Raw genomic sequence first — 26,891 nt, 5'->3', positions numbered from 1 at the left:
AGTAATTACAAAGTAACAACATTTATAAACTATAGTAACATTTTTTCATAATTAAATAATTCAATTATTTTGCTTAAAGAAAGAGAATACACAAAATAATTTACACCCTCTTAATCTCCTTTATTTATTAATATATTTTAAATCCTTTTAAAACAGTTTTTATAAGATTAGCGTTGCTCTTTAATGAACCCCTTTCTATAGGCTGTAAGAAGCGACTCTAAATCTTTAATTTGATCTTTAATGTCAAGTCCTATATCAGTATCTACTACACGTATACGATTTGTAGATTTTTCTAGAACAATAGTAGAGGATAGAATATCCTTTCCTTCATCAATTGCTTTCTGGGTAGATTCAAATGGTGCATGGGAGGTTAAGAGTAGTCCATAGGAGTTATAAATAAGAGTATATCCAGCTATTCCTGTTTCTGGCTGATATGCTTTAGAAAAACCACCGTCAATAACTAATAACTTACCATTGGCTTTTATAGGACTCTCACCTTGTTTAGTTTTTACCGGAACATGACCATTTATAATGTGTGAATCGTTAGTGTTTAATCCAAATTCGGATAATATTTTATTGCAAGTGGTTTCATCATCCCTATATTTATAATATGAATTCTTAACTTCTTTATGAGTACTCTTATCATCTATAAAGTATCTCTCAAAAGTAGTCATTTTATCTTTACCAAAAAGTGGGGAATTTGAACCGCACCACAAATACCATATGGTATCTAGTGCATAAAGTTTAGATTCTGAACTTTCTTTACCAAAATAGGCTTCTCTTGCTAAACGCTCAGTTCTATCTATATAGGACTTTCCGCTGTAAATAGTGTTATCTATTTTCATTTTTTTAAAATTACCATCCTCGCTTAGTGAAATGCATCCATGATAAAGCAAATTTGAGTTGTACTTCAAGTACATACTACCTTTAGAGTATAAAAAACGTATATGCTGTTGGAGTTTCTCACTATTTAAGAAAGAAGATCTAAGTTTATCAATAAGTTGTCTTTCATCTTCGTTTAATTTATAAGGATCACTCGGGTCTATAGTTGGGAAATTAAGATCATTTAGGACATATTCTTTACCATCAATATTGATGGTACCCTTTTCATAATCTATCTTATTAAGAAGCAATCTGGAATTCATTTCATAATGAGGACGCCTCTTTATTATAGCAGCTTCAAGTTTAAACTGAATTATAGTTATAGCTTTATGCATTTTTGATATTAAATTAAGGTCTTTATCTGCATAATTATTTTCTGGAAAAACCTTAGGTTTAAATGCTGTGCATGGGTCATCATTATAAAAATCTTGAGCGAAAGTTGCTAGTGGTAATAAGTTAATACCATAACCTTCTTCAATTGTATCCAAATTTGCATATCTTGTTGAAATCCTAAGAACAGTAGCAATAGAACTTTCACAGCCAGATGCAGCTCCCATCCAAAGTATGTCATGGTTACCCCATTGGATATCAATAGAATGGTAGTTTATTAGTGTATCTAAGATTATATGTGCGCCGGGACCTCTATCATAAATATCTCCTAGAATATGAAGCCTATCTATAGTAAGCCTTTGAATTAGATTTGAAATGGCAACTATAAATTCCTTAGCTCTCCCAATTTTAATTATGGTTTGAATGATACCATTGTAATATTCTTGTTTATTAAAGGTGCTTTGTTGTTCATGAAGTAATTCCTCAATAATATATGAAAAATCTGGCGGTAGTGCTTTGCGGACTTTAGATATAGTATATTTAGATGAGATGGTTCTACAAATCTTAATTAGTTTATGAAAAGTGATTTTGTACCAATCGTCTATATCATCCTCTTCTCTAAGTGCTATATCTAACTTTTGTTCTGGATAATATATAATGGTTGCAAGTTCTTTTTTTTCGATATCTCTAAGTGAATTACCAAAAATGTCGTTAATCTTTCTTTTGATTACGCCGGAAGCATTCCTAAGAACATGAGAAAAGGACTCGTATTCACCGTGAATATCTGTAAGAAAATGTTCAGTTCCTTTAGGTAGATTTAAGATAGCTTGTAAATTTATGATTTCGGTACAAGCATCTGGAATTGTAGGATACTTGCTAGCTAGTAGCTTAAGATATCTCAAATCTTCTTCTATAGTTTCAATTGGTGTCTCACTAGAAAATATCATTTTTGAATCTCCTTTATAATTGCATAAATTTTATCGATGTACCTTTTAATATAAGGCTACAATTAATAGTATAATACATTATTATGAGGCATTGTATTATAAAAAAAAAATATTATTTACTATGTTATATTTTATGCGTAGATTAGCTTAAATATAAATATGTTTTATAACTAATTAATACAGCTAGAAGTAGGATGAAATGCTTTTGTTGATTTGATATAATATTTTTGATACAATGTTTTATGGTGATAAGGTACATGTAAATTATAATTTATATAAATGCAAGCAACATATAAGGGGAAATTCTATGAAGCAAAATGATTATTTGCTAAGCATACATTCGTTATATAATCTAGCAAGATATGCTTTCTTAAAAATTGAATCTAATTACGCAAGGACTGTTGAGATTTCAGGTATAACTCTGCCTCAGCTTCGAGTTTTATGGATTATTAAAGTGTTTCCAGGGATCTCGCTTAGTAACATTGCAAGGATTGGCTGTTGGAGTACGCCTACAGTTAGCAATATTATTAAAATCCTAATGAATAAAAAGTTAATATTTAAAGAAGAAACAATTAATAGAAAGCTATATAAACTCCAATTAACGGATTTGGGTAATTGGTATATTAATGTGAATAAACAAGGGAAGGAGAACGATATTTACCTTTTTGATTTAATAGGTTTATTTTCAAGTGAAGAATTGGATTTTATTATAAATATTTTTACGAAAATTATAATAAAAGAAAAAAAAGAATTTATTTTTGATTATATTGATAAGATAAATGAATTAAATTTAAAAATTGATGTAATAGATTTTGACATTAAAACAATTGGTATTGTAAGGAAAACAATTGCTTTATATAATTTGCTAAGAATATTTATTTTAACAATCAAAAGCAATCATAGTGAACCACTAAAGGAGTTTAATGTAACATATGCCCAACTTAGAGCTTTGTGGATAATTGCAGCATTCCCAGGTGTTACATCGCGTGAATTAAGTGAAATTAGCTTTTGGTCGCCATCTACTGTTCATGTAATAGTAAAAAATTTATATAGTAAATCCTTCATTCGTAAAGAAAAAGCTTTAATTAAAAATGCCCATTATTTAGATATATCAAAACAAGGTGGGGATTTGATAATAGATGATTATAATAAAAATCAAAAGACCTTATTAATATTTAAAGAGTTGGAAGGAATAAGTTACGGAGACATTTTAAAACTAAATGTTCTTTTACTACGGATGAATAATAAACTAAGTAATTATAAAACAGAAGAATATATAAGAAAAACTATTGTTATAATTAAAAGTAGAGTCTTCGAAAAGTAGAGGAATGCATTCAAATCTGCATGTTTCCGGATTTTTAAAAGTCATTTTATAAATAAATTTGCCATAAAATAAAAGTATTTTAGCATAATATAGCTTAGAACTAAAATAATTGACATAATTAGTATATATTGATATAGTTATATTAAATAAATTTATAAAACCTTGAGGAGGAAACTAAAGATGAAAAAAACTATTTCTATTGTGCTAATGTTTATTATGATGTTAACTATCCCTTTAAGCGTCTCTGCAAAACCAACTTTTGGAACATTAGTTAAAGAGTATGAAAATGCTAGTCGTTATATGTTATTTACAGCTTGTATTAAAGACAATATTGGTCAGACGGGAAATATTAAGAGTATTGCGGGTGGCGCATATCAAGAGTATGTAAGACTTGCTAACCCAGACTTACCTAGGTATACATTACAAACTTTTATGGATCGTTTTGAACTCATATCGAGAACTGGATATGAAGTATCAAAGAGTGCGTTTAAAACAACGGCCAGAATATCAGCAACAGCCGTATGGGTACAAGCATCATATAATTTATCTAAAGCTAAAAAAAGATTAAGAAGTAACTATCCTGCGAGTGCAAAAGCCTACTTTGGTGAAATAACGGGTGGTACTTCTTCTGGTGGGGGATCATCTGGAAGTTATTAATAGAGTATAAAAACAACTATAAAAGCTTATTATTTATAAGATTTTATAGTTGTTTTATTATTATTTATGGTTGTGAAGGTAGGGGGCCTTACTTTTCTTTTCTTATTAATAGGCTCAAAAATCCATATTTGATATGATATTTTGCAAAGTAAATAAGAAAAAAAGACAAGATTTAGGAGTGTTAACCAATACATAACACGAACAATCAATTAAATATAGTTGTTAACATTCGAAAAATAAGGTATAATTAAGTGTCACATTCCAACATTCGAATGTTAACTAAATTTAACTAGGAGTTGATAACAAGTGTTACCATTAATTAATTTTCAAAAGGACTGGCTTTCAACATACTTTGTATTTATTATAATATTAATATTTATACCAGTAGCAATTTATACTAAGGGCTACATAATGGAATATAAAAAACATTATTCGGTAAATTATATGTTATTTTTAATAATATTATTCGTAGCATCAATGATAGGCGTTGTAGTTTCTAATAATGCTATAAGTTTTCTTGTTTTTTGGGAAATGATGTCTATATCGTCGTTTTTCTTAGTAGTTTATGAGTATATGCATAAGGAAAATTTGAAAGCAGGGATATTTTATTTTGTTATGACACACATAAGTGGATTATTCTTAATGATAATGTTTGCTTTCTTGTATAAATACAGTGGTAGTTTTGATTTTAATGAGATTCTTAAGGTTTCTGCGAATTTTCATGCGAATCAAAAGTACATAATATTCATACTTGCATTATTTGGATTCGGAGCAAAAATGGGCATAGTTCCACTTCATGCATGGCTTCCAAAGGCCCATCCAACAGCACCATCTAATGTTTCGGCCTTGATGTCAGGGGTAATGCTTAAAGTTGCTTTATATGGTTTTATAAGGGTAATATTTATTTTCCTTAAAGTGACGCCTTTAAAGTGTGGAGTGATAGTACTTATAATTGGAACTATTACCGCTATCTTTTCAATATTAAATGCTTTATTGCAAAATAACATTAAAAAATTATTAGCATATTCTAGTGCAGAAAATGTGGGATTAATTTTTGCTGCTCTTGGGATGTCTATGATACTTATAAATTATAATTTAAAAGTATTAGCTTCACTAGCACTAACTGCAGCTTTACTTCATTGCTTAAACCATGCAATTTTTAAAAGTCTTTTGTTCTTAAATGCAGGAAGCGTTTTGTACGCAACCGGTACTAAAAATATGAATGAACTTGGTGGACTACACCGTGAAATGAAGTTTACAACAATCTGTACATTTATTGCAACCTGTGCGATCTCCGCAGTGCCACCTTTTAATGGTTTTGCAAGTGAGATACTTATTCTTAGAAGTTTCATTGAATCGATAACTAAGGTAAGCAATATATGGGTTATAATATTGATTTTTTGTTGCGGTGTTATTATAGCAATAACAAGCGGAGCGGCTTTTTATGCTACTGCAAAATCTTTTGGAATAACTTTTCTTGGAAAACCAAGAACTAATAAAGCGCAGCATATTAAAAATATTCCGATGTCAATGAATATTGGGCAAGGGTTACTTGCTATGCTCACTATAGTTACTGGAGTATTTTCACCATATATAATAAATAAAATATCATATTTTACTAATGATTTATTAGGTATTAAGGTAAACGGACCTGGATTTAAAAATGAAACAGAGATAATACTATTTACTTTAATATTAATTAGTATCACATTTATTGTTTATATGTTTAATAAAATAAATTCATTAAATAAAAAACAAGAAATTAGCGATACCTGGGCTTGTGGTTACACAAGTGATAAACCTTATATTCAGTACACAGGTAGCGGATTTGTTCAGCCTGCCGCAAAAATATTTGGATCTATTGCAAATTATAACAAAAAAGTTAGTTACAAACAAAAGATTCATATAAGTCAAACTACTAGTGATGTAGTAGAGGATTATTTTTATAAAACAAGTTTAAAAGCAGTCAATTATTTAACAACAAAAATATTAAAGATTAATTATGGAAAAATTCAATTGCATATTTTATATATATTCATATCGGTAATAATTGCACTTGTTTTAGTCTTAAAATTTGTGTAAGGAGGTTTTCATTTGAAATATAATTTGATTTATTTTATTCAGAGTTTATTGATTATAGTTTTATCACCATTATTTATAGGGATTTTAAAAAAGATGAAGGCATATCTTCGGGGGTATATTGGTTCATCTATAATTCAACCGTATTATGATCTAAGTAAGCTATTAAAAAAAGGAAGAATAGTATCAAATAGAAGTTCATTTATAACAACTATTGGACCAATAGTTATACTTGCAGCGACTATAACAACAGCATTTTTTGTACCAGTTTTTTATACGAGTATGCAGGAAAGTATCGGAAATTTATTTATTCTTATGTTTTCATTTGGAATAGTAAAAATGTTCACAGTGCTAATTGGACTTGATAGTTCAAGTACATTTGGTGGAATGGGATCAAGTCGTGAGTCGTTTATTTCAATGATGGCAGAACCTCTAATATTGTTTCTGATGATATTTTTATATATAGAAACAAATGATTTTAACATATTTCATATTTCATTTATCAATAGCAAAAGCGTACATTATGATACTGCGTACCTTATAACAATGGTAACTTTTATTGTTGCAATACTTGCTGAAAATGCTCGAATACCTTTCGATAATCCAGAAACACATTTAGAACTTACAATGATGCATGAAGCAATGATCTTAGACTTATCAGGTAGTGATTTAGCGTATGTTGAACTATCGTCTTATATTAAACTAATTGTATACTTGATTGTTTTGATTAATTGTTTTGTACCTATTGGAATTGCAACAACGATTTCGATTTCAGCTATTCTTATAGGACTCGTAACATTTATATTTAAACTCTTAATTTGTTTACTAGGAATCGCTATAATAGAAACAACTTTCGCTAAATCTAGGCTATTTAAAGGGGCAGAATTGTTTCCAGCTATGATATCTCTAGGAATAGTTGCAATTACTTTAATTTATATTTTATAAGGGAGAGAGATTATGATAGAAGCTTTACTTACAATTATATTAATATCTAGTATATTTATGTCTGGAGTAAGAAGAATAAAACTTATTACAGCAGGATTTATATTTCAGTCAGCGGCTATTGGACTTATAGTCTTAAAGTTGGGTTACCAGACAGGAAAAGTGGATTATTATATTTTAGGAATTTTAACAATAGTTACTAAAGTTATTATAATACCAATAATAATAAATAGATCTGTAGAAAAATTAAAGATAAAAAGAGAAATGGAGTTAATAGTAAATGCTTTTGTTTCGTATCTTATAACGGGACTTGGTATAATGATAGCTTTTGGCCTTTTAAATAAGAGCCAAGATAACTTTTTAAAGACTGGAATTGCACTATTTATTATAGGCATTTTGCTAATGGTTGCAAGAAAAAAAGCTATCACACAAATGATAGGATTTCTAATATTTGAAAATGGTATTGTGCTTTTTGAAACATCTTTATCTAAAATGTCTCTTGTAATTGAGGCAGGAATAGTTTTTGAAACATTAATGCTTGCACTTATTATGGGAATAATGATTTTCCGTATTAATAAAACTTTTGATTCAATAAATACAGACTTTTTCGAAAATCTAAAAGAATAGTTGGTGAAATAATGTATATTATAGTACTTGGTATTTTGTTCTTGTTTTTAATAGTTACACCCTTACTCTTTAAAAACATAAAAACTACTGGATTTGTTACAATATTTGGAGCTGTGTTAGTTTTGGGTATTGTAGTAAAAATTATTACGATGGTTTCAGTAGGTTATTCCCTTAGTTATTTTAATGAATTTTTTTATATTGATAGTTTGAGTACTGTACAAATTTTGATTATATCTTGTATAAATATAATCGTGAGTATTTACTCATATAGGTATATATCAGATGAGATAAAGGAGAAAATAATTACTCTTAAAATGGGTAAAATTTATTATTTCTTATTTAATTTCTTTGTGTTTTTTATGATGTTTATTTCACTAACTAATAATATTGTTGCAATGTGGATTGGACTAGAAGGAACAACGCTTACAACTACATTTCTGTTTGGTTTTAACATTAATAAAAACTCATTAGAATCCGCTTGGAAGTACGTAATTATTTGTTCAATTGGAATAGGTATTGGATTAATTGGCATATTAATCTTTGTTAATGCTTATAGTAATCAAGATACTGACGGGATACTAAAATGGTCTCATCTTGTAAATAACCAAAATCCACAAAGTACATATGCTATTAAAATAGCTTTCACCTTAATATTTGTAGGACTTGGTACAAAAGCAGGACTCGCACCTATGCATACATGGCTGCCAGATGCCTATAGTGACTCGCCATCCCCAGTTAGTGCTATGTCTGGGGTTCTTTTGAATCTTGCGCTGTATGTTATTTTAAGATTCTATATTATAACGAAACATATACCAGGACTACAAAATACCAAGTGGTTATTTATAGTTTTTGGTTGTGTGTCTCTTATAATTTCATCTTTTAGTATTTTAAGACAACTTAATTATAAAAGAGTGCTTGCATTCTCATCAGTTGAAAATATGGGAATTATAGCACTTGGATTTGGAGTTGGAAGTAAAATTGCAGTTTTCGGTGCATTACTTCACTCTTTAGTGCATGCCTTTGTAAAGTCTATGTTGTTTTTAACCGCAGGAAATTTATTAAATGCATATAAAACAAAACGTATAGACAAGATTGATGCTTTAATAAAGACTATGCCAATAAATGCAGTATTTTTTATTATAGGTATGCTTGTTATTACCGGGGCACCACCATTCCCAGCTTTTTTTAGTGAATACTATATAATTGTAGGAGCTGTTGAGAGTGGAAATTATATTGTTACTGCAATCTATACTTTTTGTCTCCTGTTAGTTTTTGCAGGATTCCTGCGAGTATTCATTAAGATAGTCTTCAACACTGAACCTGGTGTAAAATATGTTAGAATGAAAGAAGATAAAAAAAATATATTGCCACTCGCTTTATGTTTTATTTCAATTATTATTATTAGCTTAACTATGAATGGTTGTTTGTCAAATATGATAAATAATGCAGTTTTAATTATATGTGATTAGGAAGTGAAGATATGAAAATAACAGATACTATAAATAGTCTACAAGAATTAAATTTTGATTTAAAATATGAAGTTAAAAATGATAACGAATTATACGTTAGAATAAAAGCAGATCAAATCAGGAAAATTGTGCTTATTTGTGTTGATTTATATAAATTTAATTATATTTGTGAGTTTTCTGTAGTTGAAAAAGAAACTACAATAAATTGTGTGTTTTCAAATAGTAAGCAAGGTTATTATGTAATATGTAGTTATGTTACTGATAAGGAAGCAATTGATCTTAGCAATATAATTTACCAAAGCAAATTATTTCATAGAGAAATTAATAAAGATTACGACTACAAGATTAAAGAGGTATCTGGGACAGGGGCATATCAAGTTGCAGTAGGACCCGTACATGCAGGAATTATTGAACCGGGTCATTTTAGGTTTAGTGTTATGGGAGAACCAATAGAAAATCTTGAAATAAAACTTATGTACAAATATAGGGGAATAGAAAAATTATGTAAGGATATAAATGCAAATACATTGAATCTTATGTTTGAGCGTGTGTCTGGAGAATCAAGCGTAGCTTATGGAGAAGCTTATGCTATGCTTGTAGAAAAACTTTTAGGAGCAGATGTTAGCATCGAAGTTAAGGCTTTTAGGGTTGTTCTTTTAGAACTTGAGCGAATGTATAATTATATGGATGATTTAGGTGGAGTAGGTAATGATATTGGTTATAGTTATGTAGCTAAAAAGTTTGGCTATTTTTCAGAAGTAGTGCATCAGTTATGTGAGAGGATAAGTGGAAGTAGGTATATGAGAAATGCCATTGTTCCTCTTGGAATAAATATAGATTTTGATGAAAAGAAAAAGAAAGATGTTTTAGATACATTAAAAAGCCTTAAAGCACGGGTACTTAGCATAATAAAAATGAGTGTAAATTCAGTTTCATTTTTAGATAGAGTAGAAGATACAGGAATGGTTAGTCGTTCTATGGCTAAAAAATTATGTATGACAGGTGTTGTAGCAAGGGCCTGCAATTTGAAATATGATGTTAGAGTCTCATTTCCATATGAGTTATATAAGGAAATAAAAAGAGATATAAATATAGAAACAAAGGGCGGAGTTTTTGAAAGATATAAATTAAAAGCTTGCGAGCTTAAAGATGCTTTTGATTTTATAGAGAAAGCACTCTCATATATAAATGTTGATATAAGGAGAGAAAAAAATGAATTTTATTTAAAAGAGGGGTTAGAGGCAATAACTTCAGTTGAAACAGTAAAGGGAGAGCTTGTAGTTTATGGTTTAACAGGAAAAGATAATAAGTTTGACCGAATCTACTTTAAAACTCCTTCTTTTACTAATTGGACAGGTATGAGCGAAGCGGTTCTTGAGGAAATTATTCCTGATTTTCCTCTTATTAATAAAAGCTTTAATATGTCTTATTCTGAGAATGACAAGTAGGGAGTATTAAAATGAATAATATAATTGATAGAATAAAATATGGAACAGAAACAATAAAAGATCCAATTAAAGATAATGAATTCTCTTATGGGAAAATAATTTCAGAGCGAAATGTATGTGATAATTGCGAAAAATGCATGAATATATGCCCAGTGAATGCCATTAAGATAAATACTATTACAAATGCAGAGCATCTAGTAAGTGTAGATTATAAAAAATGTATTTATTGTAGGAATTGCGTTGATATTTGTCCCAAATCCGTTTTTAAAATGACATCTGATTATAAAATGGCGCAGTTAGAACTTGCAGGTGATAAACTTAGGGAAAAAATATATAAGACATTTAGGAGATCACTTGTACTAAGAGTAGTAGATACTGGTTCTTGTAATGCCTGTATGTCAGAACTTAATGCACTTTCAAACACGTTTTATGATATTTCAAGATTTGGAATTAATGTATCTCCATCTCCAAGGCATGCAGATGGACTAGTGGTAACGGGGCCTGTTACTATAAATATGAAAGAAGCTTTAGAGAAGACTTACCAGGCGATGGCTGAACCTAAAATAGTCATAGCTGTTGGTAGTTGCGCTTATAACGGTGGAGTATTTAAAGGGGGTGATGGAGTGTATGGTACACTTAAGGATATACTGCCAGTAGATCTTGTAATTCCAGGTTGTCCTTCATCTCCGCAGGCTATTATTTTTGGGCTTCTTAAAATAATGGATAAAATTAAAAAATAGACTAAAATCAATAGGCAAAAGTTAGGTACCTGTAGGAAGTAATAGTTTGAGTGCAAACACTTCTTATGGGTACTTTTGTTATTTAATAGTGCAGCGACCCAGGAGATGATTTAATAAAGTAGTTTTAGAAAAAAATGTTTGTGCAAACGCTTGCATTGAATTAGATAATTATGTATAATAAACATAAAATGTAGAGTTATAATATAATTGTAAATTATTTTATATTAACAAGAAATATAGGAGGGGAATCTATTGGATACTAACAATCTTCCAAGAGTTGCTTATTTTTGTATGGAGTATGGACTAAGCTCAGATTTTAAAACTTATGCAGGGGGACTAGGAATACTTGCAGGTGATCATTTGAAAGGTGCTAAAGATCTAAATCTACCACTTGTTGGAATAGGACTTAAATGGAAACAAGGATATACGGAACAGATTATAGATGAAAATGGTGAAGTATATGATACATATCATAACTATCATTATGAATTTTTAAAAGACACGGGGGTAAAAGTAACTGTTAATATCAGAAATTTAAAAGTAGTATGTAAGGTTTGGAAATTAGAAGAGTTCGGAAACAACCCAATATATCTTTTAGATACTGATATACCGGAAAATGGTGACAGGTGGATAACGGGACAATTATATGGTTGGTTTGGGGAAGAAAGAATAGCTCAAGAAATAGTGTTAGGTATTGGTGGTGTAAAAGCTTTAAGAGCTTTAAATGTACCAATTGATGTATATCATTTTAATGAAGGCCATGCTGTACTTGCGGCAACGGAGCTTATAAGAGAAAAAATGCAATCAGGATATAGTTTTGAAGATTCTTGGGTGAAAACTCGTGATGAAGTAGTATTTACAACTCATACTCCAATAGTTGAAGGTAATGAATCTCATCCTATTGATAAATTAGACTATATGGGAGCATTTAATGAATTGACTAAACAGCAAATGATCAGACTTGGGGGAGAACCATTTAATATGACTGTAGCAGGACTTAGACTCTCAAGGAAAGCTAACGCCGTAGCAAAACTTCACAGGGAAACTGCAAATAAAATGTGGAAAACTGTCGCTGACAGGCCTGAAATTATTGGCATAACTAATGGCATTCATAAACCAACTTGGGTAGACGAGCGAATGACCAAGGCGTGCGATAATAATGGGGACCTTTGGGAAACTCATACAACTATTAAAAAAGAACTAATAGAATTTATTAAAGAAAGAACTGGGACCACACTTTGCGTCGATAAGTTACTTATTGGATTTTCAAGAAGGGCTGCACCATATAAGAGAAGTGACTTAATATTTACTAGTGAGGAGATTATTTCTCCTCTACTTAAAAGTGGAAAAGTTCAAATTGTATTCTCAGGTAAAGCTCATCCTCTTGATGACATAGGAAAAGAAATAGTAGCGAAACTCATAAGAATGATGAAAAAATATCCTAGTAGCGTAGTATTTCTTGAAAACTATGATATGAATATAGGAAGAATGTTAACTAGAGGTTCAGATATTTGGCTAAATAATCCTAGAAGACCTCTTGAGGCTAGTGGAACGTCGGGAATGAAAGCTGCAATGAATGGCGTGCTAAACTGTTCTATTTTAGATGGTTGGTGGCCAGAAGCTTGTATTGATGGCGTAAATGGATGGCAGTTCGGAGACGGGGTAGGTCTTGACGATTTAACAGAAGTAGAATTAGATAAACATGATACGCTTGCTCTTTATGATACTTTAATTAATAGAGTTATGGCTACTTATTATGGAAATAGAGAAAAGTGGGTAGAAATGATGAGAGAAAGTATTAGAACTACAAGTTATGAGTTTTCAGTTGAGAGAATGCTTGACGAATACTATAACAAAATGTATATAAAATAATTATAAACACAAGAAAAACAAAACAACTTCAAAATATAAATTTTGAAGTTGTTTTGTTTATATATAATGTTTATTTAACTTTTACAATCCAACCTTCTGGTGCTAATACATCACCAAATTGAATCCCGTAAAGAGTATCATAAAGTTTTCTAGTAACTGGGCCAACTTCTGTTTCACTGTGGAAAACATGAAGTTTACCTTTATGTTCAATGCCACCAATAGGTGTAATTACAGCAGCAGTTCCACATGCGCCTGTTTCTTTAAAATCAGAAAGACTATCTATTGGAACATCTCTTTCTTGTACATCCATTTTTAAATACTCTTTTGCAATATAAATTAATGATTTTTTAGTTATACTAGGAAGTATTGATGGCGATTTTGGAGTTACAAATACATTATCTTTTGTAATACCAAAAAAGTTTGCAGCACCAACTTCTTCAATTTTAGTGTGAGTTGCAGGGTCAAGGTATATACAGTCCGCAAAACCTTTTGATGCAGCGTGTTCATGAGCAAGAAGACTTGCAGCATAGTTTCCTCCAACCTTTACGTCGCCAGTACCAAATGGTGCAGCTCTATCATATTCATCTGATGTCATAAAGTTTACTGGAGATAGACCAGCTTTAAAATAAGCACCTACTGGGCAACAGAATAGACCAAATAAAAATTCGGGTGCTGGGCCTACTCCAAGGTTGTCACCAATACCTATTACATAAGGTCTTAGATAAAGTGTTGCCCCAGTTCCATATGGTGCAACGAAAGCTTCATTTGCTTTAACAACTTGCAAACATGCATCAAGAAATTTTTCATCTGAAATTTCAGGCATTAGGACACGCGAACAACTGTTCCTCAAACGTTTTGCATTCTCCAAAGGTCTAAATAATTGGATGCTTCCGTCCTTTGTGCGATAAGCTTTTAAACCCTCGAAACACTGCTGACCATAATGAAGAGATGTTGAAGCTTCACTTATAGAAAGATTGTTATCTTTAACTAGTTTACCATCATCCCATTTACCGTTTTTCCATATTGAGATATACCTAAGATCTGTCTTGCTATAAGCAAAACCTAATTTGCTCCAATCGATGTTAACATTTGTGCTCATATTTATCCCTCCTATTATTTTTAAAACTGAATTACAATTAAAATATATTTTGTACATCATTAGAAAGTTGACATTATATTCTAAATGTTGTAAAAATTCGTACAATACAAGATATAGGTTCTATTATAACATATAATATGTATAACAATGGCATTATCAGTATTTTAATAAATTGAATTCAAAATAGTTTCATAATGAATAAAAATGTTCAAAATAATTTTTTAAAACAATGTTTGCAAAGGGAGGTTTTACCCTTATTAGCCGAAATGCACTCATCCTTTGGTACTACTTTCCCACATATTTCACAAATTGAATTTGAGGTAGAATTCTTAATGATCCCAGATTTAGCTTTATTTAGTTTAGATCCAATGGTGTTTTTTTTATTTGATGGTGGATCATAATTTATAGGTGGATTTTTTTCTTCTCTTTCAACTATTGAATATTTCATAGCATATATACTTTCACCAAAAAGTTCTAGTTCAAATCTAGGATTTTTGGCATCATAAAATTCCTCAATAATAAGTCTTGTAACTTGAGCATCGTTAACTATAAGACCGCTTTTCTCTATGCCATCAAAAATACTTTTGGTTATGTTGTTTGTATCAGGGTGTCTTTTGATACTTTTATAATATACTTTTAAAACGGCGATAAGAGATTCTGTTAAAAAAATGCTGGGATTCTGGCTTCTACATTGATAAGCAATTTCTTCTTCATATAAAGCATACCTATCGTGGTATTTTCCAGAATTATAAGGTAAAATGGCTCTCCCATTTGTATTAAAAAGTTTGAAATTAGATTTTGAAATTGGTGATCCCTTTATAATGACTTTTGCATAAGTGGTATTCATATGTTCCTCCTAGGATCTATATTAAACATTTAAGTACTATTATATTTATTAAAAAAATATCATCCTTGTACATATAATTATATCATATAAAGATACACGTCAAAGTTTGAACAATTAAATTAGGCACATATAAATTTGATATGCTAAAGCTAATAAAGTATAATTATTAGATGTAAACTTTTTTAGAATACAAGATTATTAAAATATTTTTATGAATATATATAGAAAAATCATATAAATTACGTTAAAGGTGGGTAAAAACAATGGAAAAGGATATTAAAATACTTGCAATAGAATCAAGTTGTGATGAAACAGCGGCTGCAGTAGTAGTGAATGGTAGAGAGGTTTTATCTAACATAATTGCATCACAAATAGATATACATGAAAAGTTTGGAGGCGTTGTTCCCGAAGTAGCGTCTAGAAAGCACATAGAAGCAATAAGTGCTGTGGTTCAAGAAGCACTAGATGAAGCTAACGTTACATTAGATGATATAGATGCAATAGGAGTAACTTATGGACCAGGACTTGTGGGTGCACTACTAGTAGGGGTTCAATATGCTAAGGGGCTCGCATATGCAACCCATAAACCTTTAATCGGAGTTAATCATATAGAAGGGCATATAAGTGCTAACTTTATTCAATATAAGGAGCTTGAGCCACCATTTATGTGTTTGGTAGTTTCAGGAGGACATACGTTTATTGTGTACATGAAGGATCACGGTGACTTTGAAGTTATGGCTGAAACTAGGGATGATGCAGCGGGAGAAGCGTTTGACAAGGTAGCTCGTGCAATAGGCCTTGGGTATCCAGGTGGACCTAAAATAGATAAAATAGCAAAAGAGGGCAATGCAGATGCTATAAAATTTCCGAAAGCAAAATTTCATGATGTTACTTTAGATTTTTCATTTAGTGGAGTTAAATCTTCTGTATTAAATTATTTGAATAAAATGAATATGAAAAATGAGACAATTAATATACCTGACGTTGCCGCATCTTTCCAAAAGGCAGTGGTTAATGTTTTGGTAGAGAATGCCTTTGAGGCATGTAAAATTAAAGGTGTAGATAAAATAACAATAGCAGGTGGCGTGGCTTCAAATTCTTGCCTTAGGGAGACAATGATAAAAGAAGGGCAAAAGAAAAATATAAAAGTTATGTTCCCCGAGATGATACTTTGTACTGATAATGCAGCTATGATTGGAAGTGCAGCTTATTTTGAATTAATAAAGGGAAGAGTTTCACCATTAACACTAAATGCAATCCCAAACCTAAAGCTTGGAGAAAGATAATAAAAGGAGTCTTTAAATTTTGATTAAAATTAACTTGAATTTAATGAAAAGAAGAATTAGAAAATTACATTCAAAACATGTTATACATGAGTCCTTTCGATTTGGAATACTTCTTGCAATTGCAGGCGGTTTTTTGGATTCTTATACATTCATAGGAAGGGGCGGTGTTTTCGCTAATGCTCAAACTGGAAATATTGTACTGCTTGCCATATATGCTTCAAAAGGAGAATGGATGCATGCATTTGCTAATATTCCAGCTATAGTAGCTTTCGTAATTGGAGTAATTGTTGTTCAAACAATAAAAAATGACTCATCCTGTTTATTTATAAATGACTGGCCACGGGTAGTTTTAATTTTTGAAATAATAGTCCTTTTTGTAATAGGATTTATACCTAGTACCATTCCTAATATTATTGTAAATGTTACAATTTCATTTGTTGCGTCTATTCAAGTATGTTCATTTTCGAAAATTGCTGATTCTCCGTATAGCTCAACCATGTCCACGGGTAACTTGCGATCAGCTGCAAGGGAGGCATATATTGCTTTCACCCAAAAGGATCATGAGGCAGCTATTCGTACTATTCGTCTTTTTACAGTTGTTTCTTCATTTTTATTAGGTTCATTTTTAGGAGGTATATTAACATTAAATATTGGGGTTAAAGCAATATGGGGCGCTGCACTTATAATAATCGGTGCTTTGGTGTTATATAACATTAATAATTCATAAATACAGTTTATATTCAATTGGGCTAATTTAGTATATTTATTAACAAATATTATTATCTCCGAATTTCTTTATAAGACTCTTAAGTTCATCTATCTGTTTTTGCAAATCCTTATTCGTAGTACTTGAATTAGTATTCGTATTACTTGCATTTTGGGCTTCTTCTTTTGCGTTAAGATTAGAAATTTGAGCTGCTATTATAAATATGGTCTGAGCTACACCAAATAAAAAATTGGCGACTACACCTTGTTGGTCAACATCGAACTTAGAAGCAATAATAATTCCTAGTATTGTTGCGAGTGTTGCCAATTCGGTAGGACCGTACTCTTCTAGTTTTTTCATATAATTCCTCATTCTAATATTGTTATATTATAGTATATTCATTTAACTAATATTGGGTAGGTTATATTTTGAAAATCATTGTTTATACCATGTGAAATATTTAAGTAAAATTTATAAAAAACGTTTTTTAATTTAAATAAATAATTTCAAATGATTATGTATAGCAAAAAAAATGAAGGAATATAATAATAAAGGTCATTAGGTTAAAAAACCTAATGTTATTTTTGCATTTTAGTATGTAAATTATTAACAATAAATATATAAAATAACTTTAAAAAAAAATCTTCCCAGTTGATACAATAATGTAAGTAGAGTATAATTATCTGAGTTTCAATGATTTAAAATAACGATTATTCTTACGAATTTAAATGAGGAGCAATATTATGACAACCCACCCCAAAATAACCAAAATTTTGTTTAAGCTACTAATTATATCAATTTGTTTATTTCTAAGCATATTTGCAGTGGTGTCATGTTTAAATATAATTAAAAAAAATAAAGATAATACATCTAATAAAGGCACGACCATCAATGATAAAGATCAAAACATAAAGAATATTAAGTTAACCAAAATAGCATTTGAAAAAGGTAATAATGTATATCTTTATGATGAAATAAGTAAACAAATTAAGTCTCTTGGAGATAATACAAAATCGAAAGATTTGTTACAACTTTCTCCGGATAAAACAAAAATTGTATTTAGGTATTTTAATGAAGGCGAACCCATATATCCTCCACATGTAATTATTTATGATGTTAAAGCTGAGAAACTAACAGATATTGTTATTAAAAATAAAGATGCACAACAAATTGTTGAACTCAAATGGATAGATAATGAAAATATTTTGGTTACAGGGCATATTAATCCATCGGTTTCAGGTTATAGTGTATATAATATAAAAAGCAAAGCAGAACTAATTTCCTGCGTTGGTACCATGCGGGATGTTAGTTTAGGTAAAAAAAATATTCTTTATAGTAATACGCCTCACATATTTCCTCAGCCAAGAGCTAATTTATATGTTAATGGAAAGCAAATTTTTGAAATTAATAATGATAAGGAACAAATATTTGATGGTGGAATATCTAATGATGGCAAAGTAATTGCATTTAGAAGCTGGGTGACAGGTGAAAAAAGTTTAAATGGTAAATCAAGCGCATATCTTAGTGTAGCCCAAATTAGTAGTAACGGAAATGCGATAAACAATCTAAAGCGGATAATAATAAGTGGTGAAATTGTCGGGGAATTGAAATTTGATGATAAAAATAATTTAAGTATTATTGAAGATAAATTTATATATAAGTTAAATAATGGAAAGCTTATTAAGGTGGAAAACACACTGCCAAAGCAAAAAGAACTTACGGCGGTTCAGCTTAAAGAATTTAGGCAAACTTTAGCTAAACAATTTCCTAAAGAGGTTATTTCAGATCAAACAGTGTTAGAAGATATAGATGTATATAATATGGTAGCCTTTTAGGACTTGAAACGAATATGGGGATTAGTAAAATAATAGTTATATTTATGAAATTTATTAAAATTTTATTAACAAACATTTGAAAATTTGGTATAATGACCTTGTGTTTATAAAAAATTATGGAAGAAGGGTTATTATGAAAAAGGAAAATTCTTATAGGCCTCAGAAAACAAAAATCCATGTAAAGACGATACCAGAATTAATAGTTAGCAAATTAGTTATGTTACTAGGTTGTATTATACCAATATCTATATTTATAGCATATGCTATGAGGTTGAACTTTTTCTCTATTACAAAAATTCTATCAATATTTATTTTAATTATAAGCATAGCTGCATACTTAAAAAGTGAAATTATGTATCCTCATCCTAAAGTACTACATAAGGGTGATACTTTAGGTAGTAAAAAAAATGTGGTTTACAAAAAACATAAAACAAACTTTTCTTTTTCTCTAAAGAAAGGTCCGCTTCAAGTGGTTTTGTCAATGTTAATAATTATATTATTAACATATTTAGGACAAGGTATCTATAGATTAATGGGGTAAGGAGTATTAAATATGGATAATAATTATAAGTTTTTTAGAAATAAAGAATGCGAATATTTCCCGTGCCATGAGGTTAAAAATGATGAAAAATTTAATTGTCTATTTTGTTATTGTCCTCTGTATTTTCTTGAACATTGTGGTGGAAATGGAAAATTTGTAAAGGACATTAAAGATTGCTCATCTTGTTTGATACCACACAGCGAAAATGGTTATGAATATATTGTAGGTAAAATAAGGGAAGTTAATAAGGCGAAACGAAAATAATAAAAACTAAACAAAAGAAGTTATAATTATTTATAAAAACCTATAATACCCCATGAAAAACGAAAAAATGCTAATGATAACATTGTATTTAAAGTAATTATGGGTTATAATTAGAACATTAATTAAAAAAAAATTAATAACTTAACATAAAAAAATAGGTTTATTAAAAAGGCACTGTCAATTCAGCGCCTTTTTTTTACCCGAAATTATGGTGATAAGAACATTATTATATTCGTAGTAAGTAGATATACTAAAGAGCATAAAGAAATTAAAAAAAATTATAAACCGGAGGTATAAATGTGAAAGTAAACAGAAGATTAGAATTATTTAAAAATGTAACGGATAAAGAATGGAATGATTGGGAGTGGCAAGTTCAAAACAGAATAGAAACTGTAGAAGAACTTAAAAAATATATACCATTAACTATTGAAGAAGAAGAGGGAGCAAAAAAATGTCTTCAAACATTGAGGATGGCTATCACTCCATATTATTTAGCCTTGATAGATCCCAGTGACCCATATGATCCAATAAGGAAACAAGCTATACCAACGGCTCTAGAATTACACAAAGCTGATGCTGATTTATTAGATCCATTACATGAAGATACGGATTCTCCAGTGCCGGGGCTCACTCATAGATACCCGGATAGAGTATTGTTACTAATAACCGATATGTGCTCAATGTACTGTAGGCATTGCACAAGAAGAAGATTTGCAGGCCAAAACGATAATTCTATGCCAATTGATAAAATAGATAAAGCAATTGAATATATAAGAAACACGGTGCAAGTGAGAGACGTGTTGTTATCAGGTGGGGATGCATTACTTGTAACAGACGATAAATTAGAATATATAATAAAAAAATTAAGAGAAATTCCACACGTTGAAATAATAAGAATAGGTTCAAGAGTACCTGTAGTTCTTCCACAAAGAATTACTCCAAAATTAGTTGACATGTTAAAGAAGTATCACCCGATTTGGTTAAATACACATTTTAATCATCCAAATGAAATTACAAAGGAAGCAAAGCTTGCTTGTGAAAGGCTTGCCAATGCAGGAATACCCTTAGGAAATCAGTCTGTTCTTCTAAGAGGAGTTAATGACTGTACCCATATAATGAAGGAGCTAGTGCACGAACTTGTTAAAATTAGAGTAAGACCATATTACATATATCAATGTGACCTTTCAATGGGTCTTGAACACTTTAGAACACCTGTATCTAAAGGCATAGAAATAATTGAAGGATTAAGAGGCCATACTTCAGGATTTTGTGTGCCCACGTTCGTTGTTGATGCACCAGGTGGTGGTGGGAAAATCCCAGTAATGCCAGGATACGTTATATCTCAAAGTCCTGAGAAAATAGTACTTAGGAACTTTGAAGGAGTTATAACTACTTATGAGCAACCAACTAGTTATACTTCAATCTGTCACTGTGATGTTTGTGAAGGAAAGAAAAAGGTTCACAGAGTAGGAGTTGCTGGTTTATTAAATAATGAGAAAATGTCTATGGAACCGGTTGGACTTGAGAGAAGTTTAAGAGGACAAGAATAGTAAAACTAAAAATATATTAATGATAAGCTTAGAGAGTATTAATCTTTAGGCTTATTATTTTCTGTATTTATTGTCTGGAGTTGTAACAGTTTTTGATAAATTGAATAAAATGGTATCATAAGTAATTTTAGGAGGGTAAATTTGCAAACCCTAAAAATAGGGTCAAAAGGAACAGTGGTATCAGAAATACAAGCATTACTTAATAAGTTAGGTTATGTTGTTGGAGAAGTAGATGGAATATATGGACCTAAAACTTTTGATGCGGTAAAAAAATTTCAGAAATATTTTGGATTATCACCTACAGGCGATGTGGATAATGATACTTATAAACTTATGAACAGATTTCTACTAGGTTATGATACTTATAGAATTAAATCAGGTGACACTCTATACATTATAGCAAAACGATATTACACACCACTTGAAAATATAATTACAGCTAACCCTCAAATTAATGCAAATAGATTAAGGGTTGGTGATGTAATTATAGTTCCTTACTCGTTAGATGTGGTCTATACAAATATTGATTACACTTATGACATTATGAAAAAAGATTTAGAAGGCTTAAAAGCTAGATACCCATTTATTGAAGTTGAGAGTGCTGGTAGGAGTGAACTTGGAAAAGAACTTTATTATGTAAAATTGGGCAATGGACCAAGCAAAGTATTTTATAATGGCGCGCATCATGCTATTGAATGGATAACCTCTGTACTTTTAATGAAGTTTATTGAAAATTTTGCTAAAGCCTATGTGATGGATCAGGATATAGAAGGGTATAATGTGCGTGATATATTCCGCACAAGCACTATCTATGTTATGCCCATGGTTAATCCAGATGGAGTGGACTTAGTTCTTAATGGCCTAGAAAAAAATAACCCGTATTACAATGATTTAATTAAGTGGAATAATGGAAGTTTAGATTTTTCTAAAAATTGGAGTGCTAATATTCGAGGAGTAGATATTAATCATAACTATGATGCTATGTGGCAAGAATCAAAGAATGCAGAGGCGAGTTATGGAATATATGGACCAGGCCCTACAAGATATTCAGGTACCTCGCCAGAATCAGAATCAGAGTCTAAAGCTGTAGCAAATTTAACAAGAAGTAATAATTTTAGATTAGTAATAGCATATCATACCCAAGGTGAACTAATATACTGGAATTTTCAAAATTTAGCAAGCTCTGAAGCTAAAGCAATAGCAATAATATTTTCACAATTGAGTGGTTATGATCTAGGTGAAACAACTGGAATTACCAGTTATGCAGGATATAAAGATTGGTTCATAGGAAAATTTAGAAGGCCGGGATACACCATTGAAGTTGGGCTTGGAGAAAATCCTCTTCCTATAAGTCAATTTAATAAGATTTATAGCGACAATATTAAAGTTTTATTAGAAGGAGCAACTATTTAGAAACACATATAATTGTTTTTTTATTAAAGAAACGCCTATATCTTATTTTGCATAGCAATTAAAGATATAGGCGTTATATTGTTTTTAATCTACGTCTGTCGCAGAGTCTTCCCATGTTACGTAAAGCTCTTCAAGTTCTTTTTTCACACTTAAAAGTTGATTGTTTGTTTCAACACTTCTACTTGGACTCGAATAAACCTCTTCAAGGCAAAGATCGTTTTGCAATTTTTCTGTTTCTTGTTCAAGCGATGCAATTTTATCTTCTAGTTCTTTAAAATCTAGTTTCTTTTGTTTCTCAAGTTTATCCTCTTCACGCTTCTTTTTTTTATCAAAATTAATTTGAGTTTTTGACATTCCTTCTTGCTCTTCTTCTAACTTAAATCTTAAAGGATTTTTCTTCTTTTCTATATAATAACTATAATTTCCTAAATACTCTTTGAGTCCATCTTGATTTAATTCGAGTATTCTAGTAATTACCTTGTTTAAGAAATATCTATCATGTGATATTACGACAACGGTGCCGTCATATCCGAGTATTGAATCTTCTAAGGCCTCACGGGACATAATATCTAAGTGATTTGTTGGTTCATCTAGCAATAAGAAGTTTGCCTTAGATAACATGATTTTTAGAAGATTAATCCTACATCTTTCTCCACCACTTAAAGTGGATATAACCTTGAATACATCTTCTCCTATGAATAGAAATGCAGCAAGGGCAGTACGAACCTCTGTGGTAGTAAGTTTTGGAAATTCATCCCAAACTTCATCTATTATAGTTTTTTCTGGATTTAAATTTGATTGTTCTTGGTCATAATATCCAACGAAAATATTTTTACCCAATATTTTTATGCCTGTATCACTTGGTATTTGATCCATTATAATCTTAAAGAGGGTGGTTTTACCTCTTCCGTTTTCACCAATAAGAGCAAATTTTTCTGATCTTTTTATGTCTAAATTTAGATGCTCAAACAAAAGGTTATCTCCAAATCGTTTTGATAGGTCCTCTATATGAAGAACATCATTACCACTTTTAATTTCTGTTTCAAATTTGATTTTAGTGTCGCGAGGATCTCGATCTGGAGAGTGAATTCGGTCAATTTTATCCAGAGATTTTTGTCTGCTATCTGCAGCTCTTACACTTTTTTCTCTATTAAAGGATCTGTATTTAGTTATAATATCCTCTTGCCTTTTTATTTCTGACTGTTGCACATTGTATGCTTTTAATTGAATTTCAAAATTTATTTTTTTTAATTCAATAAAATTTGTATAACTTCCATTATAACAATCTACATGTCCATTAATAAGTTCAAAAGTTTTATTGGTAATAGTATCTAAAAAGAACCTATCATGAGAAATAATAAACATAGTGCCTTTATAGGATTTAAGGTAATCTTCGAGCCATTCTATGGCGTCTAAGTCTAAGTGATTAGTAGGCTCATCGAGTAATAGTATATCAGGGTTCTTAAGTAATAACTTGCAAAGCGCAACCCTGGTTTTTTGACCTCCACTTAATATGTTTATTGGTTTATCATAATCGTCTTCTAAAAAACCAAGGCCTTTAAGAACTCTACTTATCTTAGCCTTATAGGTGTAGCCGCCTCTGTTATTGTAAAGTTCAGAGGTTAATGTGTATTCTTTAATTATCTTATTTTGATAGTCTTCTTTTGAAGCGTCATAAGGTAAACTCATTTTTATTTCCAGAGCCTTAAGATTTTTTTCAAGGTTTAATAAATTGTCGAATACTAAAAGCGTTTCTTCATATATAGTATTAGTTATATCTAATGATAAATTTTGGGATAAATAACCTAGCTTTTTATTTTTATCTATAAATAATTCACCAGCATCATGGTCCAATTGTGAGGTAAGTATTTTGAAAAGTGTAGACTTGCCAGCGCCATTAGCACCAATAAAACCAATTCTTTCACCTTCATTTATACTTAAAGTTATTTTGTCTAAAATAACATCTATACCATAACTTTTGTGAATATCTTTGCAACTTAGAACTATCATAATTTTCACCTTCCCTGTAGCGTAGTCTTAAAATTAATAAATATTAATTAAATCTGTTCATATATTATTGTACTATTTATATTAAAGTTATTGTAGTAAAAAACAAATATATATAACATTAATTTTAAATAATAGTATAAAAAAGGTATAAATGGTGAATAGTGCTTAATATCTATTAAATTTGAAACAAAAGGTGATATTAACCTATAATGTGTGTTAAGATTGATAGTATGAAATTTATGATATTCACAGAGGAGTGTAAGTCGTGGAAAGAAAAAAAAATATATCGATGGCAGTTATTCGAAGATTGCCTAAATACAATAGATATTTAAAAGAACTTTTAAGGACTGATGTAGATAGAATATCCTCAAAAGAGTTAGGCGAGAGAATTGGCTTTACGGCATCTCAAATTAGACAAGACTTGAACTGCTTTGGGGATTTTGGACAACAGGGATACGGTTATAATGTTAAAGAATTATTAAATGAAATTAATGGCATATTGGGACTAGCAAAAGAATATAAAATGATAATAATAGGTGCTGGTAATATTGGGCAGGCTATTGCCAATTATACAAATTTTGAAAGGTTAGCTTTTAATTTGGCAGGTATTTTTGATGTTAATCCAAAGCTAATAGGACTTAAAATTAGAGATGTTGAAGTAATAGACATAGATGAATTAGTTGGTTTTCTCAAAACTACGCCAATAGATATAGGGGTAATTTGTGTTTCAGAAAATAGTGCCCAAACAGTTTGCGACATGATGGTAGCAAATGGCGTTAAGGGCATATGGAATTTTGCACCTGTGGATTTAGAAGTACCTAAAGAAATAATTGTTGAAAATGTACATTTAAGTGAAAGTCTCTTAACTCTTAGCTGTTTAATGAATGATAGGACTTAATCATAAAAAACAATTATTTCTTGTTGATATAATTATCACAAAGATATATAATGGAATTGAGGCAAATGGCCTCGTATTCATTTAGGCTTATTTGTTATATTATTAACAAATAGTTAATGAATAGATTAATTCGTAAGGAGTGGATTGTTATGGAATACAAAAATATTGTTCTTCAAAAGGAAGACAAAGTTGCAGTACTTACAATTAGTAGACCAAAGGCTCTAAATGCATTAAACTCAGAAACATTAAAAGAGCTAGATTTAGCAATAGATGAAATTGCTAATGATGATAAGATTTACGCAGTAATTATAACCGGAGCTGGAAAAGCATTTGTTGCAGGTGCTGATATCACCGAAATGAAAGATCTTGATGTAATGGGTGGTAGAAGATTTGGAAATTTAGGAAATAAAGTGTTTAGAAAATTAGAAACACTAGAAAAACCAGTAATCGCAGCAGTGAATGGTTTTGCTTTAGGTGGAGGATGCGAGCTTTCTATGGCTTGTGATATTAGAATAGCATCTGTAAAGGCAAAATTTGGTCAACCTGAAGTAGGACTTGGAATAACACCTGGTTTTGGAGGGACTCAAAGACTTTCTAGACTTGTAGGACTTGGAATGGCTAAAGAATTAATATACACAGCTAAGATTATTAATGCGGAAGAAGCATTAAGAATTGGACTTGTTAATAAAGTGGTTGCGCTTGAAGATCTATTAGTAGAAGCTAAAGCACTTGCAAATACAATTGCAGGACAGGCACCTATTGCTGTAAGTCTTTGTAAAGCAGCAATTAATAAGGGAATGCAATTAGATATAGACTCAGCACTTTCATATGAATCAGAAATATTCGGAGAATGTTTCTCGACTGAGGACCAAAGTAGCGGAATGACAGCATTTATTGAGAAAACTGAAAAATGCTTTAAAAATAAGTAATTTAAGTACTCTGTTAAAATACAGGTAGCTTAGCTACCCCAGAGAATAGCGAGGAGGAAGGTTCATGAATTTTACATTGACAAAAGAACAAGAATTTGTAAAACAGATGGTAAGTGAATTCGCATTAAACGAAGTTAAACCTTTAGCTGCGGAAATAGATGTTACAGAAAGATTTCCTAGCGAAACAGTAGAAAAA

Annotated in this window: 24 protein-coding genes; 19 read left to right on the top strand and 5 right to left on the bottom strand. The window is 30.4% G+C overall.

Features of this window, described 5'->3' with window-relative positions:
• Positions 1 to 167: 167 nt before the first annotated feature.
• A complete protein-coding gene (locus tag KPL44_RS23145; RefSeq protein WP_216255415.1) occupies positions 168 to 2,159 on the bottom strand; it encodes a fructose-1,6-bisphosphatase in 1,992 nt (663 codons plus the stop codon).
• A 307-nt stretch (positions 2,160 to 2,466) separates the two neighbouring features.
• Between KPL44_RS23145 and KPL44_RS23140 the strand changes: the two genes are divergently transcribed.
• The 9 genes from KPL44_RS23140 (at position 2,467) to glgP (ending at position 13,317) form a co-directional block, all read left to right on the top strand.
• Positions 2,467 to 3,483, top strand: a complete 1,017-nt coding sequence (locus tag KPL44_RS23140) for a MarR family winged helix-turn-helix transcriptional regulator (protein WP_216255413.1) — start codon at positions 2,467 to 2,469, stop codon at positions 3,481 to 3,483.
• A 180-nt stretch (positions 3,484 to 3,663) separates the two neighbouring features.
• On the top strand, positions 3,664 to 4,140 hold the full coding sequence (locus KPL44_RS23135; RefSeq protein ID WP_216255411.1) for a hypothetical protein: 477 nt from the start codon (positions 3,664 to 3,666) through the stop codon (positions 4,138 to 4,140).
• A 306-nt stretch (positions 4,141 to 4,446) separates the two neighbouring features.
• Positions 4,447 to 6,222, top strand: coding sequence for a proton-conducting transporter transmembrane domain-containing protein (locus tag KPL44_RS23130; RefSeq protein WP_331702974.1), 1,776 nt, complete (start codon positions 4,447 to 4,449; stop codon positions 6,220 to 6,222).
• A gap of 12 nt (positions 6,223 to 6,234) precedes the next feature.
• Positions 6,235 to 7,164: a respiratory chain complex I subunit 1 family protein gene (locus KPL44_RS23125; protein ID WP_216255410.1), complete on the top strand. Its 930-nt coding sequence runs from the start codon at positions 6,235 to 6,237 to the stop codon at positions 7,162 to 7,164.
• Positions 7,165 to 7,176: 12 nt separating this feature from the next.
• Positions 7,177 to 7,788, top strand: coding sequence for a hydrogenase (locus KPL44_RS23120; protein WP_216146533.1), 612 nt, complete (start codon positions 7,177 to 7,179; stop codon positions 7,786 to 7,788).
• Between the two features lie 11 nt (positions 7,789 to 7,799).
• Complete coding sequence (locus KPL44_RS23115) at positions 7,800 to 9,257, top strand: proton-conducting transporter transmembrane domain-containing protein (protein ID WP_216255408.1); 1,458 nt, start codon at positions 7,800 to 7,802, stop codon at positions 9,255 to 9,257.
• Positions 9,258 to 9,268: 11 nt separating this feature from the next.
• On the top strand, positions 9,269 to 10,705 hold the full coding sequence (locus KPL44_RS23110) for a hydrogenase large subunit (protein ID WP_216255406.1): 1,437 nt from the start codon (positions 9,269 to 9,271) through the stop codon (positions 10,703 to 10,705).
• A gap of 11 nt (positions 10,706 to 10,716) precedes the next feature.
• Positions 10,717 to 11,445 (top strand): NADH-quinone oxidoreductase subunit NuoB, encoded by a 729-nt coding sequence (gene nuoB / locus KPL44_RS23105; RefSeq protein WP_216255404.1) that lies wholly within the window; start codon positions 10,717 to 10,719, stop codon positions 11,443 to 11,445.
• Between the two features lie 252 nt (positions 11,446 to 11,697).
• Positions 11,698 to 13,317: an alpha-glucan family phosphorylase gene (gene glgP, locus KPL44_RS23100; protein WP_301182995.1), complete on the top strand. Its 1,620-nt coding sequence runs from the start codon at positions 11,698 to 11,700 to the stop codon at positions 13,315 to 13,317.
• 70 nt (positions 13,318 to 13,387) lie between these two features.
• Here glgP and KPL44_RS23095 read toward each other — a convergent pair whose 3' ends face one another.
• A complete protein-coding gene (locus tag KPL44_RS23095; protein WP_216255402.1) occupies positions 13,388 to 14,416 on the bottom strand; it encodes a branched-chain amino acid aminotransferase in 1,029 nt (342 codons plus the stop codon).
• 208 nt (positions 14,417 to 14,624) lie between these two features.
• Entirely contained in the window at positions 14,625 to 15,263 is a 639-nt protein-coding gene (locus KPL44_RS23090) for a RusA family crossover junction endodeoxyribonuclease (protein ID WP_216255400.1), read from the bottom strand.
• Positions 15,264 to 15,526: 263 nt separating this feature from the next.
• Between KPL44_RS23090 and tsaD the strand changes: the two genes are divergently transcribed.
• Both tsaD and KPL44_RS23080 read left to right on the top strand, forming a co-directional pair.
• A complete protein-coding gene (gene tsaD, locus KPL44_RS23085; RefSeq protein ID WP_216255398.1) occupies positions 15,527 to 16,549 on the top strand; it encodes a tRNA (adenosine(37)-N6)-threonylcarbamoyltransferase complex transferase subunit TsaD in 1,023 nt (340 codons plus the stop codon).
• A 19-nt stretch (positions 16,550 to 16,568) separates the two neighbouring features.
• Positions 16,569 to 17,276 (top strand): YoaK family protein, encoded by a 708-nt coding sequence (locus KPL44_RS23080; RefSeq protein ID WP_331702967.1) that lies wholly within the window; start codon positions 16,569 to 16,571, stop codon positions 17,274 to 17,276.
• Positions 17,277 to 17,315: 39 nt separating this feature from the next.
• Here KPL44_RS23080 and KPL44_RS23075 read toward each other — a convergent pair whose 3' ends face one another.
• On the bottom strand, positions 17,316 to 17,615 hold the full coding sequence (locus KPL44_RS23075) for a hypothetical protein (protein ID WP_216255396.1): 300 nt from the start codon (positions 17,613 to 17,615) through the stop codon (positions 17,316 to 17,318).
• A 383-nt stretch (positions 17,616 to 17,998) separates the two neighbouring features.
• Between KPL44_RS23075 and KPL44_RS23070 the strand changes: the two genes are divergently transcribed.
• From KPL44_RS23070 to KPL44_RS23050, 5 genes are all read left to right on the top strand, one after another.
• Positions 17,999 to 19,090, top strand: coding sequence for a hypothetical protein (locus KPL44_RS23070; RefSeq protein ID WP_216255395.1), 1,092 nt, complete (start codon positions 17,999 to 18,001; stop codon positions 19,088 to 19,090).
• A 133-nt stretch (positions 19,091 to 19,223) separates the two neighbouring features.
• Positions 19,224 to 19,631, top strand: coding sequence for a hypothetical protein (locus tag KPL44_RS23065; protein ID WP_216255393.1), 408 nt, complete (start codon positions 19,224 to 19,226; stop codon positions 19,629 to 19,631).
• A 12-nt stretch (positions 19,632 to 19,643) separates the two neighbouring features.
• The gene (locus KPL44_RS23060) at positions 19,644 to 19,895 is read left to right on the top strand and encodes a cysteine-rich small domain-containing protein (RefSeq protein WP_216255391.1); all 252 of its coding nucleotides are present in this window, start codon (positions 19,644 to 19,646) and stop codon (positions 19,893 to 19,895) included.
• A 299-nt stretch (positions 19,896 to 20,194) separates the two neighbouring features.
• Positions 20,195 to 21,445 (top strand): lysine 2,3-aminomutase, encoded by a 1,251-nt coding sequence (ablA, locus tag KPL44_RS23055; protein WP_216255388.1) that lies wholly within the window; start codon positions 20,195 to 20,197, stop codon positions 21,443 to 21,445.
• 141 nt (positions 21,446 to 21,586) lie between these two features.
• Positions 21,587 to 22,858: a M14 family metallopeptidase gene (locus KPL44_RS23050; protein WP_216255386.1), complete on the top strand. Its 1,272-nt coding sequence runs from the start codon at positions 21,587 to 21,589 to the stop codon at positions 22,856 to 22,858.
• An 84-nt stretch (positions 22,859 to 22,942) separates the two neighbouring features.
• On the opposite strand, the gene KPL44_RS23045 is transcribed toward KPL44_RS23050, so the two are convergent.
• Positions 22,943 to 24,868: an ABC-F family ATP-binding cassette domain-containing protein gene (locus tag KPL44_RS23045; protein WP_216255384.1), complete on the bottom strand. Its 1,926-nt coding sequence runs from the start codon at positions 24,866 to 24,868 to the stop codon at positions 22,943 to 22,945.
• Between the two features lie 265 nt (positions 24,869 to 25,133).
• Here KPL44_RS23045 and KPL44_RS23040 point away from each other — a divergent pair, with 265 nt between their 5' ends.
• The 3 genes from KPL44_RS23040 to KPL44_RS23030 all read left to right on the top strand — a co-directional run.
• Positions 25,134 to 25,766 carry a redox-sensing transcriptional repressor Rex gene (locus tag KPL44_RS23040; protein ID WP_216255382.1) on the top strand — a complete coding sequence of 211 codons (633 nt, stop codon included), beginning with the start codon at positions 25,134 to 25,136 and terminating at the stop codon, positions 25,764 to 25,766.
• Positions 25,767 to 25,915: 149 nt separating this feature from the next.
• A complete protein-coding gene (locus tag KPL44_RS23035; protein WP_216106028.1) occupies positions 25,916 to 26,695 on the top strand; it encodes a short-chain-enoyl-CoA hydratase in 780 nt (259 codons plus the stop codon).
• Between the two features lie 64 nt (positions 26,696 to 26,759).
• Positions 26,760 to 26,891: acyl-CoA dehydrogenase family protein (locus tag KPL44_RS23030; protein ID WP_367302968.1), on the top strand; the 132-nt coding region annotated here is incomplete at its 3' end.

This window comes from Clostridium sp. DSM 17811, assembly GCF_018861905.1.
Taxonomy (GTDB): domain Bacteria; phylum Bacillota; class Clostridia; order Clostridiales; family Clostridiaceae; genus Clostridium_AD; species Clostridium_AD frigoriphilum.
The sequence above is the reverse complement of the archived record's forward strand: the minus strand, read 5'-3'. Positions and strand labels throughout refer to the sequence as shown.